At 67.7% G+C, this 13,764-nt stretch carries 13 protein-coding genes and 1 pseudogene; 9 read left to right on the forward strand and 5 right to left on the reverse strand.

What is annotated here, in order from left to right; all coding sequences use genetic code 11:
* Positions 1–20 precede the first annotated feature (20 nt).
* Positions 21–830 carry a hypothetical protein gene (locus tag AC3EO7_RS08495; RefSeq protein WP_435590906.1) on the forward strand — a complete coding sequence of 270 codons (810 nt, stop codon included), beginning with the start codon at positions 21–23 and terminating at the stop codon, positions 828–830.
* A gap of 9 nt (positions 831–839) precedes the next feature.
* Positions 840–1,553, forward strand: coding sequence for an HD domain-containing phosphohydrolase (locus AC3EO7_RS08500; protein ID WP_435590907.1), 714 nt, complete (start codon positions 840–842; stop codon positions 1,551–1,553).
* Positions 1,554–2,084: 531 nt separating this feature from the next.
* Here the strand turns inward: AC3EO7_RS08500 and AC3EO7_RS08505 are convergent.
* The 3 genes and pseudogenes from AC3EO7_RS08505 to AC3EO7_RS08515 all read right to left on the reverse strand — a co-directional run.
* Positions 2,085–3,305: pseudogene (locus AC3EO7_RS08505) on the reverse strand (AfsR/SARP family transcriptional regulator); the annotation flags it as partial.
* Between the two features lie 20 nt (positions 3,306–3,325).
* A complete protein-coding gene (locus AC3EO7_RS08510; protein ID WP_435590908.1) occupies positions 3,326–5,149 on the reverse strand; it encodes a flavin-containing monooxygenase in 1,824 nt (607 codons plus the stop codon).
* A 52-nt stretch (positions 5,150–5,201) separates the two neighbouring features.
* On the reverse strand, positions 5,202–5,690 hold the full coding sequence (locus AC3EO7_RS08515; protein ID WP_435590909.1) for an acyl-CoA thioesterase: 489 nt from the start codon (positions 5,688–5,690) through the stop codon (positions 5,202–5,204).
* A 101-nt stretch (positions 5,691–5,791) separates the two neighbouring features.
* On the opposite strand from AC3EO7_RS08515, the gene AC3EO7_RS08520 reads away from it, so the two are divergent.
* The 4 genes from AC3EO7_RS08520 to AC3EO7_RS08535 all read left to right on the forward strand — a co-directional run bounded on the left by AC3EO7_RS08520 (position 5,792) and on the right by AC3EO7_RS08535 (position 7,920).
* Complete coding sequence (locus tag AC3EO7_RS08520; RefSeq protein ID WP_435590910.1) at positions 5,792–6,181, forward strand: hypothetical protein; 390 nt, start codon at positions 5,792–5,794, stop codon at positions 6,179–6,181.
* Positions 6,159–6,605: an ester cyclase gene (locus tag AC3EO7_RS08525; RefSeq protein ID WP_435590911.1), complete on the forward strand. Its 447-nt coding sequence runs from the start codon at positions 6,159–6,161 to the stop codon at positions 6,603–6,605. The genes AC3EO7_RS08520 and AC3EO7_RS08525 overlap by 23 nt, the downstream gene beginning before the upstream one ends.
* 3 nt (positions 6,606–6,608) lie before the next feature.
* A complete protein-coding gene (locus tag AC3EO7_RS08530; protein ID WP_435590912.1) occupies positions 6,609–7,538 on the forward strand; it encodes an NADP-dependent oxidoreductase in 930 nt (309 codons plus the stop codon).
* Between the two features lie 118 nt (positions 7,539–7,656).
* The gene (locus tag AC3EO7_RS08535; RefSeq protein ID WP_435590983.1) at positions 7,657–7,920 is read left to right on the forward strand and encodes a LysE/ArgO family amino acid transporter; all 264 of its coding nucleotides are present in this window, start codon (positions 7,657–7,659) and stop codon (positions 7,918–7,920) included.
* 356 nt (positions 7,921–8,276) lie between these two features.
* Here the strand turns inward: AC3EO7_RS08535 and AC3EO7_RS08540 are convergent, their stop codons facing one another.
* Positions 8,277–9,017, reverse strand: coding sequence for a glucose 1-dehydrogenase (locus tag AC3EO7_RS08540; protein WP_435590913.1), 741 nt, complete (start codon positions 9,015–9,017; stop codon positions 8,277–8,279).
* 187 nt (positions 9,018–9,204) lie between these two features.
* Here AC3EO7_RS08540 and AC3EO7_RS08545 point away from each other — a divergent pair, with 187 nt between their 5' ends.
* Entirely contained in the window at positions 9,205–10,098 is an 894-nt protein-coding gene (locus AC3EO7_RS08545; protein WP_435590914.1) for an alpha/beta fold hydrolase, read from the forward strand.
* A gap of 63 nt (positions 10,099–10,161) precedes the next feature.
* Here the strand turns inward: AC3EO7_RS08545 and AC3EO7_RS08550 are convergent, their stop codons facing one another.
* Entirely contained in the window at positions 10,162–11,559 is a 1,398-nt protein-coding gene (locus AC3EO7_RS08550; protein WP_435590915.1) for a WS/DGAT/MGAT family O-acyltransferase, read from the reverse strand.
* Between the two features lie 171 nt (positions 11,560–11,730).
* Between AC3EO7_RS08550 and AC3EO7_RS08555 the strand changes: the two genes are divergently transcribed.
* Complete coding sequence (locus AC3EO7_RS08555) at positions 11,731–12,633, forward strand: metal-dependent hydrolase (RefSeq protein ID WP_431963004.1); 903 nt, start codon at positions 11,731–11,733, stop codon at positions 12,631–12,633.
* Complete coding sequence (locus AC3EO7_RS08560) at positions 12,630–13,736, forward strand: PDR/VanB family oxidoreductase (protein WP_435590916.1); 1,107 nt, start codon at positions 12,630–12,632, stop codon at positions 13,734–13,736. The genes AC3EO7_RS08555 and AC3EO7_RS08560 overlap by 4 nt, the downstream gene beginning before the upstream one ends.
* The last annotated feature ends 28 nt before the right edge of the window (positions 13,737–13,764 follow it).

The raw sequence follows: 13,764 nt of genomic DNA on the forward strand, positions 1-13,764 counted from the left end.
GCGATGTTAGTGTCGGGCGGATGCGATCGGTACGAATAGCGGAAATGCTTGCGGCGCTGTCGCTCACGACCGATCTCGCGGCGGGTGTGCCGTTCGAGAAGGGGCTGCGCACATGTGTGGTCGCCACGGTATTCGCAGAGTCCATGCTCGGCGCCGATCCGGTGACCCTTCGGGTGGTATTCGAGACCGCGCTGTTGCGCTCGATCGGCTGTACGTCGTTCGCGCCGGAGCTGGCGGCGATCTTCGGTGACGATGTTGCGTTCCAGGCGGCGCTCAAAACCCTGGATCCCGGTGACGAGGCGATGTTCGCCGCGCAGCTGCGCGACTTCGGCCACTGGGCCGGAGCCGATGCCCCGCGGCTCGCACGGACTCTTGTCGAAGTGCTCCCGACGGTCGGTGTCGAAGCGATGCGCAGCGGGTGCGAGGCAGGCCGGGCACTCGGTGGCGGGCTCGGCCTGCGGCCGGATTCGATCCGTGCCCTCGACGATGTGTACGAGCGCTGGGACGGCCGCGGCATTCCGGACGGTCGTGCGGGCGACGATCTTTCGCTGGCCACGCGGGTGATCCACCTCGCCGAGCAGGCGGTCCTCGCCCATGCGGTGGGTGGAGTGACCGGCGCGGTGTCCGAGATCCGACGCCGGGGCGGCCGGCATCTCGATCCGCATCTGGTCGAGGTGTTCTGCGCCGATCCGGGTGCGGCGTTGGCCCCGCTGGAGCACCCGGACGCGATCGCGGCCGTGCTCGCGGCGGAACCGGTACCGCACATCACGGTCGCCTTCGACGCGCTGCCGCGGCTGTGTGCGGTGCTGGCCCGGCTGGTGGATCTGTAGAGCCAGTGGTTGCTCGGCCACAGCGAGCATGTCGCCGCCTTGGCCGCGGGTGCGGGCAGGCTGGCCGGTCTGGATGCTGCCGCGGTCGTCGAATTGCGGTGCGCCGCTCTGCTGCACGATCTCGGCCGGGTCGGCGTGCCGAGCAGTATCTGGGATCGGCCCGGTCCGCTGGGGATCGCCGAGATGGAACGGGTCCGGATGCACACCTACTGGACGCAGCGGGTGCTCGATCGGGTGCCCGCGCTGGCGCATCTCGCGCCGATCGCGTCTGCCCATCACGAGCGGGCCGACGGCACCGGCTACCACCGCGGCGATTCGTCCACGCAGTTGCCGTTGGCCGCCCGCATCTTGGCCGCCGCCGACACCTTCGCCGCGCTCACCGAACCCCGTGCGCACCGTGCGGCGTTCGATCCGCAGGCCGCGGCCGAGCTGCTGATGAAGGAGGCCGACGACGGTACGCTCGACCGGCAGTCCTGCGCGCTGGTCATCGAGGCCGCGGGCCAGCCCCGGCCGCGTCAGGGGCTGCCCGCAGGCCTGACCGAACGGGAAGTGGAGGTGCTCTGTCTGGCCGCCCGCGGCCTACGCAATCGGGAAATCGCTGAGCGGCTGCGGATTTCGGACCGGACCGTGGGCCACCACCTTGCGCACATCTACAACAAGACCGGACGGCGAACCCGGGCCGGTGTCGCGGTCTTTGCCATGGAGCACGGCCTGTTGCCTTAGCTCCGCGCGCGCGAAGCTGCGCAGCAGCTCGTGAAATCGGTACTGGCCATGTCTGATCGGCTCCAGCATGCCGTGGTCGACCAGGTCCTCGCACAATCGTTCGGCAGCACGATCGTCGCGCTCCAGCACGCCCGCGATCACCGGCAGTGTGAGTACCGAGGTGTCGACCCGGGCGAGCAGCCGGAAGGCCTGTGCGGCTGCGGAATCCAGCCGTGCATAACCCGACTGGAAGGCCGACTCCACGGTGACACCGCCGAATTCGAATGCGTCGGGCCCTGCGTGCCGTGCGGTGATCCGATCGGCCGCCGAGTGGAGGGTCCATTCGGGCCGCATGGCGATCCGTCCTCCGGCGAGCCGGATCGCCAGCGGCAGATGCCCGCACAGGTGTACGAGGTCGCGAGCGGCCCGTGGCTCGGCGGCGACGCGGTCGTGTCCCACGATCCGGCCGAGCAGCGTCACACCGGCGACCGTATCGAGCACGGCGAGACGCCGGGATCGGATGCCAGGCAGGACGATCGGGCGGCGACCGGTGATCAGGACGGCGCTACCCGGGCCGCCCGGCAGCAGGGGCGCCACCTGCTCGGCGTCGTACGCGTCGTCCAGCACGACCAGCATTCGGCGACCGTCGATCATCGACCGCCACAGGGCGCCGCGTTGATTCGACTCCGGCGGGATGCCGGTATCGGGTACGCCGAGCGCGCGCAGGAACGCGGCGAGCGCATCGCCCGGCTGAACCGGATCGGGACGACTACCCCGCAGGTCGAAGTGAAACTGACCGTCGGGAAAACGATCACGGACTCGGTGCGAGATGTGCACGGCCAAAGCCGACTTGCCCACTCCTGGCATGCCCGTCACACCGGCGACGACCACCGTCCCGGCGGGGGTGAGATCGGCTTCCAGTGCCGCCGCCTCGTCGGTGCGGCCGGTGAAATCGGCGGTGTCCGTGGGTAATTGGGCTGGCAACCGCTGTACTGCCGGCACATCCCTCGTGCTCGCGGCCGGCAGCGTCACCTTGCTCTCGGTGAGGATCCGTCGATGCAGTTCGGTCAGCGCCGGTCCCGGTTCGAGGCCGAGATCGTCGACGAGCCGCTGCCTGGTGTGCTGGTAGACGGTCAGCGCCTCGGCACGACGGCCCGCGAAGTGAAGCGCGGTCATCTGTAGCGCGCAGAGCCGCTCGCAGTGCGGATCGGATGCCCGTAGCGATTCGGCCTCGGCAATGGCGCGGTCATGATCGCGGAGTGCGAGGGCGACCTCGATCGACTGCTCCCGCAGTGCCCGATGCAGCCTGCGGAGCCGGGATCGCTGGCTCTCCGCCCACGGCCCGGGCACTCCCGTCAGTGGGTCACCGCGCCACAGTCGCAGCGCCGCATCGACTTCCGCTTTTGCCTCGGTGTATCTACCAGCGGTGCAGGCAGACTCGGCGGCATCACGATGCCCCTCCGCGATCACCGCATCGGTGCCGACGGGAATGGCCAGGTGATATCCACCGGGCACCGACGCCACGATATCGGTGGAGTCGGTGCGGACGGCGAGGTGCCGCCGCACCGACCACACGAGATTGCGGACCGCGCCGATCGCCGAATCCGGACTGTTCGCGCCCCAGATCCCGTCGATCAGCTCGGGGATCGATACGGTTCGTCCGGACATCGCGATCATTGCCAGTAGTGCCTGACTCTTCGGTTGGGGAATTGCGATCACGGTCGAACCGGCACGCGCCTCGACCGGTCCCAGTACCGATACTTGCCACCGCATCCTGTCAGTGCTCCTGTCGGTCAGGTTCGGTGATGGACCTGCTGCAGCCCGTACACCGGGGTGGGAATGTTCGCGTAGTGCGCGGCGAGCTGCACTGCGAGATATCGCGAGTAGAAGCGCGTTTGGTGCAGGTTGCCTCCATGGAACCAGAGTCCATCCTGCGCGGTGGGCTTCCACATATTGCGCAGCTCGCCTTCCCAGGGGCCGGGGTCCTTGGTCGTGCCCGAACCGTAGCCCCAGCATCTGCCGACGGTCTCGGCCGTCCCCGGGCCGATGAGGTCGGTGACCCAATGGTGCATCGGTGCGTAGCCGGTGGCGTAGACGACGAGATCGGCGAGTAGCGCGGTGCCGTCACCGAGGACGACGGCGTCCTCGGTGAGTTCACGCACCTCCCCGTGGGCGAGTCGGATGTCGCCGTTGGTGATCAGTTCCGAGGCGCCGGTGTCGATATAGTAGCCGGACCCGCCACGCAGATACTTCATGAACAGCCCGGAATCGTCGTCACCCCAATCCAATTGGAATCCGGCCCGCTTCAGCCGGGCATAGAACTCGGCATCGCGTTCCCGGATGGCGGAGTAGATCGGAACCTGGAGGCTCGGCAGCAGTCGATAGGGAAGCGAGGCGAAGATCAAGTCCGCCTTCTCGGTGGTGATCCCGTTCGCGACGGCCTGTTCGGAGTACAGCTCGCCGAGCGCGAGCTCCATGGCCGACTCCGATCTCACGACATGCGTCGAGGAGCGCTGCACCATGGTGACCCGGGCCCCGGCCTCCCACAGTGCGGCGCCGATGTCGTGGGCGGAGTTGCCCGAGCCGATCACCACCGCGCGCTTGCCCGCGTAGGCGTCCGGTCCGGGGTGGCGGCTCGAATGCTGTTGCTCGCCGCGAAACCGATTCGCACCAGGAATATTCGGCACATTCGGCTTGCCGGACATGCCGGTGGCCAGCACCAGGTGTCGCGGTGTGAGTACCAGCGATTCCCCGTCGCGCCGCACGTGCACGCCCCATTGCCGATGCCGTTCGTCATAGGAGGCGCGTACGCAGGTGGTCTTCGACCAGTACGGCACCTCCATGACGCGGGTGTAGAACTCCAGCCAGTCGGCGAGTTTGTCCTTCGGGGTGAATACCGGCCAGTTGTCGGGGAACGGCAGATAGGGCAGGTGGTCGTACCACACCGGATCGTGCAGGGCCAGTGACTTGTAGCGGGCGCGCCATCGATCGCCTGGGCGGTCGTTCTCGTCGATGACGAGGGCGGGCACGCCCAGCTGACGCAGCCGCGCGCCGAGCACGATACCGGCCTGCCCGCCGCCGACCACCACCACATAGGGCTGGCGGCTGCGGCCGAGTTCCAGGTCCTCCTGTTCGCGATCTTCGGCGCCGATCCGGTGTCGAATCGCCTCGTGCGTTACACCTTTCGGCCGCTGCGCGCCGACCGGCTCTGGGCGGCCGTGAAGTTCGTGCAATGTCGTGAGTAATGTGAAGGCCCCGGCGTCGGTGAGGCGGAGCAGTCCGATCCCGCTGCCGACGGCGGTGTCGAATCCGATCGACGCCGTGATCACGCCTTCGGATTCGGTTGCCGCATCGGTCGTGTGGAAGCCGCGCGGGCGGATGTCGGCGACCTGGGTCCGCACCATATCGGCGATTTCGACACGGCCCTCGAGCGTCTTGATGTTCCAGGTGAATGCCACCAGATCGCGCCAGAGGCCATCGACGGTGAACATCGCGGCCGCGGTGTGCGCGTCGCCTGCGGCGAGCGCCGATTCGAAATCGCGGAGCCAGGCGTCGGCCCGCTGCCGCGGTCCGGTGTCCGCCGCGGGAGCGGGATTCGGTTCGGTCGTGCGAGTCATATATTCTCCAGTACGGCTATCGTTGTTATGCTGCGGCACAGCGGATTTCGCCTCACCGGTCGTTGATCTCGGAAGCGGCGGGCTGCTCCGCGATCGGTGAACGCTCGAAGAGCGAATCGGCCAGCTCGCGAGTCGCATCGGCCCACGGCGCCGAACGCAGCGAGGCGAGATCGATGTTCACCTCGGTGCGCGTGCCTTCGGCGTGCACGGTGTGCCCGTCGGTGGAAGCCACCTGGAAATCGAAGACCATGCTGCTCTTGCCCAGGTGCTTCAGCCAGAACCGAACCGCAATCCGCCCGACACCGCGAACGGGACTGCGGTACCTGATCGTCTGCTCCAACACGACATGTACGACATCGGGATGTGTTGGTACCCCGTCGATGATGGAGTATCCCGCGCGTGCCCACACCGCGACCAGTGCCCGCTCGATCAGCAGCGCATACCGGCCGTTGTGCAGGTTCCCCATGAAGTCGAGATCGTCCAGATGTACCTCGGCGGGCTCGATGCACCCCACGCCGACCGTCGCAGCCGCGCTGACCATGAATTCTCCTTCCATCGACGGGGTGATCCCCGACCTCGTGTGCCCAAGATGATCTAGAAAGCGCTGTCTCGGCCGCATCGGCCGAACGACCTATGGGTTCGGTGGATGTGATCGACTGCGCGATCTCCACCGTCGCTCGGTGCCGCCATGCCAACCAGGTGGTGTTCTCCCGTGGGGCGGGATCCCCGGTCTGCCAACACGATTCCCTGGCTGCCGCTGCGGGCGATCAGATCCGCAACGAAAGCTGCGGCGGCCGAATCAGTTTCGCCCTGCTGAGGGCGAATGTCGCGGCTGCCGAATGGCGCGTGACCGAAGAGAATCTGGCCGGTTTGCCTGACGGTGGGGCTGCCGACCCCGGTGCAGGCGCCACCTGGATGCCGTTCCTCGAGCCGACGACACTCAGAGGAGTTCGAACCGGGGTATCGGCGAAAGTCGCGATCCCGGCTACCAATGATGAACGGAGACAACATGATGGCCAGCCCGCCGGATGAACTGCTGGCGACCTTCTATCGGGCCTTCAGCGGCGAGGTGGATCTGCTCGACACCGTTCTGACGCCCGACTGGGAGGATATTCCGCTCGCACCCGGGCAGGCGCCGGGGCGCGACGGGATCAAACCCCTCATCGCGGCATTCTCCCAGGCCTTTGCGGAGGTGAAGGTCGTCATCCACGCCATCGTCGACGGGCGGGACGACAACGGCGACGGGCTCGTCGGTGTCCGGGGCGAGATCTGCGGCACGCATCGCGGCGAATGGTTCGGCGTCCCGGGATCCGGACGGGAAGTCCACATCCCTATCCACGAATTCCACGAGATCGCTGCGGGGCGCATCGTCCGGACCTGGCACCTCGAGGACTGGTTCGGCTGGTTCCAGCAGGTCGGCGCATGGTCGGCCGAGAAGGAAAAGGAAGAAGCGTAGGTCATGAAGGCAGTACAGATTCGAGCTTATGGCGGGCAGGCCGAGGCGGTGGACATCGACGATCCGGCGGTCGGACCGCGCGAGGTTCTCGTCCGCGTATCAGGTGTCGCACTGAATCCGCTCGACCTGAAGATCGCCTCGGGCTCCGTCCAAGGATTCTTCCCGGTGCAGTTCCCGTACACGCTGGGCACCGATGTGTCGGGGACCATCGCCGAGGTAGGCGCCGAGGTCGCCGGATGGTCGGTGGAGGATCGGGTGGTCGCCAGGCTCGATCCCACCCAGGGCGGCGCCGCCGCCGAATTCACTACGGTTCCGGCCGACCAACTGGCCAAGGCTCCCGCGTCGGTATCCCTTCCGCTTTCGGCTGGCATTGTGACCGCCGCGGGTACCGCGTGGCAGGCACTTACCGAGGTGGCGAGCCTGCGGACGGGCCAGACCGTGCTCGTGCACGGCGGGGCGGGCGGTGTCGGCAGCTTCGCGGTTCAGTTCGCCCGGGATATCGGTGCCCGCGTGATCGCCACCGCGTCGGGTGCCGGTGTCGATATCGCACTGAAGCTCGGGGCGCACGAGGTTGTCGACTACAAGGTTGCCGATTTCACCGAGTCGATCTCCGGGGTGGACGTCGTGCTGGATACCGTGGGCGGCGAGAACGAAGCGCGATCGCTCGAGGCGCTGCGACCCGGTGGATTGCTTGTGGCGCTGCCGGTACCGCCCGATGTCGAACGCGCCGTGGCACGTGGTCTGCGTGCGGAGTTCGTTTTCCATACTTCGGCTGCGGGACGTCTCGCGGCGGTGGTGCGGAAGATCGATGACGGCGCCCATATCCTGCTCGACCGCATGCTGCCGCTCACCGCGACACCGGATGCGATGAACCACCTGCGCGACGGCAAGGCGGCGGGCAAGGTCATCCTGGTGGCCGACAAGATCGTCTGAGTGGACGCGGCTACCAGGCGACCGTCGCGCAGCCGCCGCGTTCGAGCGCCGAAAGACACAGGTTTGCGTGCACCACAGCGGTGGGTACTGTCTCGATCGGTGATCGCGCCTCACCTGCCTGGCGCTGACCTGGCTGAATCCGCACGTCTACCTGGACACGGTCCTGCTGCTCGGCTCCTTCGCCAACACCTACGCACCGCCCGACCGCTGGTTCCTCGGCGCTGGCGCGATGCTCGCCAGCATCCTGTGGTTCGTCACACTCGGCTTCGGCGCCCGCCTCCTGGGACCGCTGTTCACCCGCCCGACGGCTTGGCGAGTACTGGATGCGGCGATCGCGCTGGTGATGTTCGCCCTAGCTGCGGGACTGCTGCTCTCCAGCTGAGGTGCGTGGGAAGCGCGACAGGACAGGAGATCTCGTGACTACCTCCGGGTGCGGGCCGTTGGCGGTTGCCGTCGCTGGGTGACTGCGGGTGCGTGGCCGCCAACGGATCCTGCTCGAGATCATCGCCCCCGCTGAGGCGTAACTGTCCCGGGTGTGGGTCGCCGGGGCCGCTGGCGGACGCGGCCGAGGGGTGATTGCCGGTGTGTGCCCGGTGCCCGGTGCCACGTCGTCGCGTGCCGCCCGAGGGCGCCGCTGATAGGTGATGGCCGGTATGACCGCTGCCGAGGTGCCAACGGGCGACAACGGGAACGCGGCCACCCGACCGGTCCCGCTGAGGACCCGACCAGGCGCTTCGACTAGAACGTCTTGTGCGGAACCCCCACCGTCAACCCCCCATCGATGACGAACTCGGCCCCCGTCGAATACGACGATTCATCACTCGCCAGATATGTCACCAAATTCGACACCTCCTCCGGATCCGCCGCCCGCCCCAGTGGGATCTGGAGGAAATCCGCCGGAATGCCCTCGGTCATCGGCGTGCTGATCAAGCCTGGATGCACCGAGTTCACCCGAATCCCGTGCTGCGCCAACTCCAGCGCGGTCGATTTCGTCAGACCCCGGACGGCGAACTTGGTCGCGGTGTAACCGTGCAGGCCGGGGCTGCCGCGCATGCCCTCCACGGAGGAGATGTTGACGATGGAGCCGCCGCCCGCCTCGATCATCGCGGGAGTCGCCGCCTGCATGCCGAGGAAGGTGCCGGTCAGGTTGATGTCGATAATGCGCTGCCATTCCTCCAGCGCGAAGTCCACCAGCAGGTTCCCGTTGACGATCCCGGCATTGTTCACCAGGACGTTCAGCGCGCCGAACCGCTGCACGGCTTCGGCGGCGGCGGCCTGCCAGTCCGCCTTCTCCCGGACGTCGAGGTGCACATAGACGGCGTGGTCGCCGAGTTCCTCGGCCAGCGCCTTGCCCTCGTCGTCGAGGATGTCTCCGAGCACGACGCGCGCGTCCTCGGCCACGAACTTCTTGGCGTGCGCGGCGCCCATGCCGCGGGCTCCACCGCTGATCAAGGCCACCTTGCCGGTCAGCCGCCCCATTGCGGTACCTCCGTCCGTCGCGGAAACAGCGTCGGCGGTAGCCGACGTGAACACGTTACATAACATCCGCATAGTTCAGCGGGTCCGCGAGGCGAAGAATCCGCCGCGCAGCACAGACCGGTCCGTAACGCTGTGGCATCATCGAATGGAACGTGTTCCAGTATTGTCGCCCGGAGGAGGTCCGAGGATGGCGAATCCCGACCGGATCCGACGGTGGATCCGCCGCGCGGGCGTTCCCGACATCGCCGAGGTGCCCGGCGGCCGCGTGGTCGAGTTGGCGGGCAGGGGACGCACCTACGTGGTCGACATCCCGGGGCCAGAGGGCGCGCCGACCGTGATCCTGCTGCACGGCACCGCGAGCACCGCCTACCTCACCTGGTTTCCCGCGCTGGCTGCGCTAGCCGAGCGCTACCGGGTGATCCTGTTCGACCAGCGCTGGCACGGGCGCGGCATCAAGTCCCCGCACTTCTCGGTGCGCGACTGCGCCGACGACGTGCTGGCGGTCGCCGACGCCATGAACGTCGAGCGGCCCCTCTGCGCAGGCTATTCGCTCGGCGGCGTGGTCGCGTTGACGGCGGCCCACCGTCATCCGGACCGCGTGGGCGGGCTGGTGCTGTGCGCGACGCCGTATCGATTCCGGGAGAAGTGGCGCGAGCGGGCGTTCCATCAGGTGTTCGGCGCTTTCGCCGATGCCATCGGCCCGTATTCGCTGCGGCGCCTCGACGCATTCGCGAGCAGGTTGTCCGAACTGCCGGAACATACCTGGCCGCCAGGCGGTTTCGAGCGCTGGGCGCTGGAGGAATTCCGCAGCACGAGCGGCTGGGCGCTGGCTCAGGTGATCGCGGAGGTGGGACGGTTCGACGCGTCGGCCTGGCTCGGCGCGATTTCGGCGCCGACGGCGGTGGTCATCACGACCCGCGACCGGGCGATTCCGGTGTATCGGCAGCTGGAGATGGCGACGATGATTCCCGGCGCGACCATTCACCTGGCCGGGACGGGACATACGGGCTGTGTCTTCGGCGCGGAGCGTTTCGTTCCCGCGCTGCTCGACGGCTGCGCTGCCGTTGCCGCGCGGCAGTGACCCGGCGAAAATCGCTGCGGGAGACCCTGTTCGGCGTCGGTGGCGAACAGGGCGGCATGGGGATTACACCACTTCGCGTGCCGCGGTGCGCAATTCGTCGATGATGCCCGGCACCGCGTCGGCCATCGTGGCGAGATCGGGCACGAGCTCCTTGCAAGCGATGAACCCGATGTCGAGATCGCCGTTGTTGGACAGCACCGTGACGGTGAGCCCTGCCCCGTGGAAGACCGGCCCGAACGGATACATCGCGTCCACCTTGATGCCCAAGAAGTACAGCGGCATCGGCGGGCCCGGCACGTTCGACACCACGAGGTTGTGCACCACCGGATGATGCTCGGCCAGCTTCAGCGACGAGTACACCCGCGCGGCGAGCTGGAAGGTGTTGGGCGGGGCGTACTTCGACCAATCCTGGAGGAAGTCGGCGCCGATCAGATCGTGTTCGTCCTTGGCGTTCCGATTCGCCGCGGCCACCGCGTGCAGCCGCTCGACCGGGTCGGCGATGTCGGTGCCGAGCTCGGAGAAGAGCGAGGAGACTTTGTTGATTCCCTCGGTGTGCCGCGAGGATTCGTGCACCGAGACCGGCACCGAGGCGATGAGCGAGCGATCGGGCAGCTCGTCGTGCTTGTCCAGATAGGCGCGCAGCACGCCGCCGACGACGGTCAGCACAACGTCGTTGACCTTCACGTCGAAGGCGGTCTTGATCTCCTTGATGTCGGCCAGATCCGCTTCGGCGAAGGCCACCGCGCGGTGCGGGGTGATCGCCTTGTTGAACGGGGTGCGCGGCGCGGTGAGCGGAATCGCCATGCCCGCCTGGTTGTTTCGCCGCCGTTGCGCGAAACCGGCGAGCATGCCGACGGTCTTGGGCACCATGCCGACGATGCCCATCTTGCCCGGCAGTCGAACAGCCGCCTCCGCGAACAGCTTCAAGTCGTTCGGCGCGGACTCGGGCCGCCATTCCTCCGTCGGCTCCGGTCGGGTCACGCCCGGTTCCATGTCGCACAGGTGCATCATCATGTTCGTGCCGGTGATGCCGTCCACGGCGGCGTGGTGGTACTTGCAGATCACCGCGACCTTGTCGCCGTCGACGCCTTCGACCACGTTCATCTGCCACAGCGGCCGGTCGCGGTCCATCGGCCTGCTGGCGATGTCGCCGACCAGTTCGGCCAGCTCGCTCCTGCCGCCCGGACTCGGGATGCCGATGCGCCGGATGTGGTAGTCGAGATCGAAGTCGGGGTCCTCCACCCAGACCGGATGGTCCAGGTTGAACGGCACTTCGTGTAGTCGCCGCCGCATCTGCGGGATCAGGGGTACTCGGCGGCCCAGCTCGGCCTTGAAGGAGTCGAAGGAGTAGCGCGCGCCGTCGGCCGTCGGGTCCAGGATGAGCAGCGCGCAGACGTGTAGATGCTGGGTCCCGGTCTCGAGATAGAGGAAACTGGCATCCAATCCGGTCAATCGTTCCATAGCCGAAGTCTACTAGAACGTGTTCTAATTTCGGGCTCGATTGACGCTCCCTATGTGTGTTACCGCTAGTTCCATATACGTGTATGATCGTTGCTACACCCGCGCAGGAACCGGCGCCGACCCATGCCGATTCGCTGCCGAGGTGCACGTATGAGGATCGAGGGAGTACCGATGAAGCTACTTCGCAGGGCTCACCGGCGGCCGGACACCGATCCGGGCGAGGTGGCGCTCAACGCGCGCAATGTCCAGTTCGATTGGGCCGACACTCCGCTGCACTGGATGCCGGAGGAGCCGATCGCCTCGCACCTGATCAATTCGCTGAACCTGCTGCTCCCCGAGGGCGAGCGCATGTTCTGCGCCGCCTACGCCGAGGCCTTGCCCTACGTCAAGGACGAGAAGCTCCGCGAGGCGATGCTCGGCTTCATCGGCCAGGAATCGATGCACGCCGAGACTCACGACAAGGTGCTGCACGAAGTGCTCTCGGCGAACGGCATCGACCCGGAGCCCTATGTGCGCCAGGCCGAATACCTGTTCCGCAAGACGCTCGGGCCCACGGACGTCGAGGGCATCGCGCAGCGCCAGATCATGGTCGAGCGGCTGGCCTTCATCGCCTGCCTCGAGCACTTCTTCGCCTTCCTCGGCGACTGGGTGCTCAACGCCGACCTGGAGAAGTTCGGCGCGGACCCGCGGGTGGCCGACCTGTTCCGGTGGCACGGCGCGGAGGAAGTGGAGCACCGGCATGTCGCCCACGACGTGGCGGTGTACTTCGGCGCGGGATACGTCCGCAGGTCGGCACTGATGGTGCTGGTGTTCCCGATCTTCGTCTCGCTGGTCGTCCGCGGCACCAAGTTCATGGTCCAGCAGGACCCCGCGCTGCCCGATCTCGGATACCCGCGGCTGATCAAGCGCGTTTTCGGCGCCATGTGGCGCGGCTCACTGCCCGGCGTACCCTCGCTGCTGTGGAGTGCGCTGTCCACGTTCAAGCCCGGCTACAACCCGGAGACGGTCGGCTCCACCGCCCAGGCGGTGGCGTACCTGGCCACGTCGCCCGCGGCGCGCGCGGTCGCCTCGTGAGCCCGCGGGTCATCCCGGAGCGGCTACCCGCCGATCTGTTCGGCAAGCGTGATCGGGACCGCGCGGTGCGGGTGTTCGACGCGCTGGCGACGGCCCGGTTGCGCTGGGCCACGCTGGTCAACCGGCGGGATCTGAGCCCGAAGGTCGACGACCGCAGGCTCGCGCTGGTCGTCACCGAGCGCCGGGTCGAGGCGCACGACCAGGACGTGGTGAGCCTGCGGCTCGAGGCGCCGGACGGGCGCGAACTGCCCGCGTGGCGGCCTGGCGCGCACCTGGATCTCGAGTTGCCCTCCGGCAAGCTGCGGCAGTACTCGCTGTGCGGCGACCCGGCGGACACTCGTGCCTATCGGGTCGCGGTGCGCCGCATCCCGGATGGTGGCGGCGGTTCGGTCGAGGTGCACGACGCCTTGCCTGTCGGTAGCCCGATCGTGGTGCGCGGTCCGCGCAACGCCTTCCCGTTCGCGGTGCCCGGCTACGGTTCGCCCGCGGTGCATCTGCACTTCGTCGCCGGCGGCATCGGAATCACCCCGATCCTGCCGATGGCGCGGCTGGCCGTGCGGCTCGGACTCGACTGGTCCATGGTGTACGTCGGCCGCAGTCGCGAGACCATCCCGTTCCTCGACGAGATCGAGACGTTCGGCGACCGCGTCACCGTGCGCACCGACGACGAACACGGACTGCCGGACGCGGCCGCGCTGCTGCCCGGCGTCACCACGGGCACCGCGGTCTACTGCTGCGGCCCGGTGCCGATGACCGACACCGTCGCCGACGCGGTGCGCTGGATGCGCGGCGTGGAACTGCATTCCGAGCGTTTCTCGCCGCCGCCCGTGGTGAACGGGCGGCCGTTCGAGATCCAGCTCGCCTCCACCGGGGAGGTGCTCCAGGTGCCCGCCGACGAGTCGGCGCTGGCCACCCTCCTGAAATCCCGTCCTGATCAACCGTATTCGTGTCGGCAGGGTTTCTGCCGAACCTGCAAGGTGCGCGTACTGGCCGGTGAGCCGGACCATCGCGACACCGTGCTCACCGAGGACGAGCGCGCGGACGGCGAGATGCTGGCCTGCGTATCGCGCTGCGATCGAGGGCGTCTCGTGCTCGACCTGTAGTGAAGACCCCTCCGACCAGAACAGGAGA

This window comes from Nocardia sp. bgisy118, assembly GCF_057708605.1.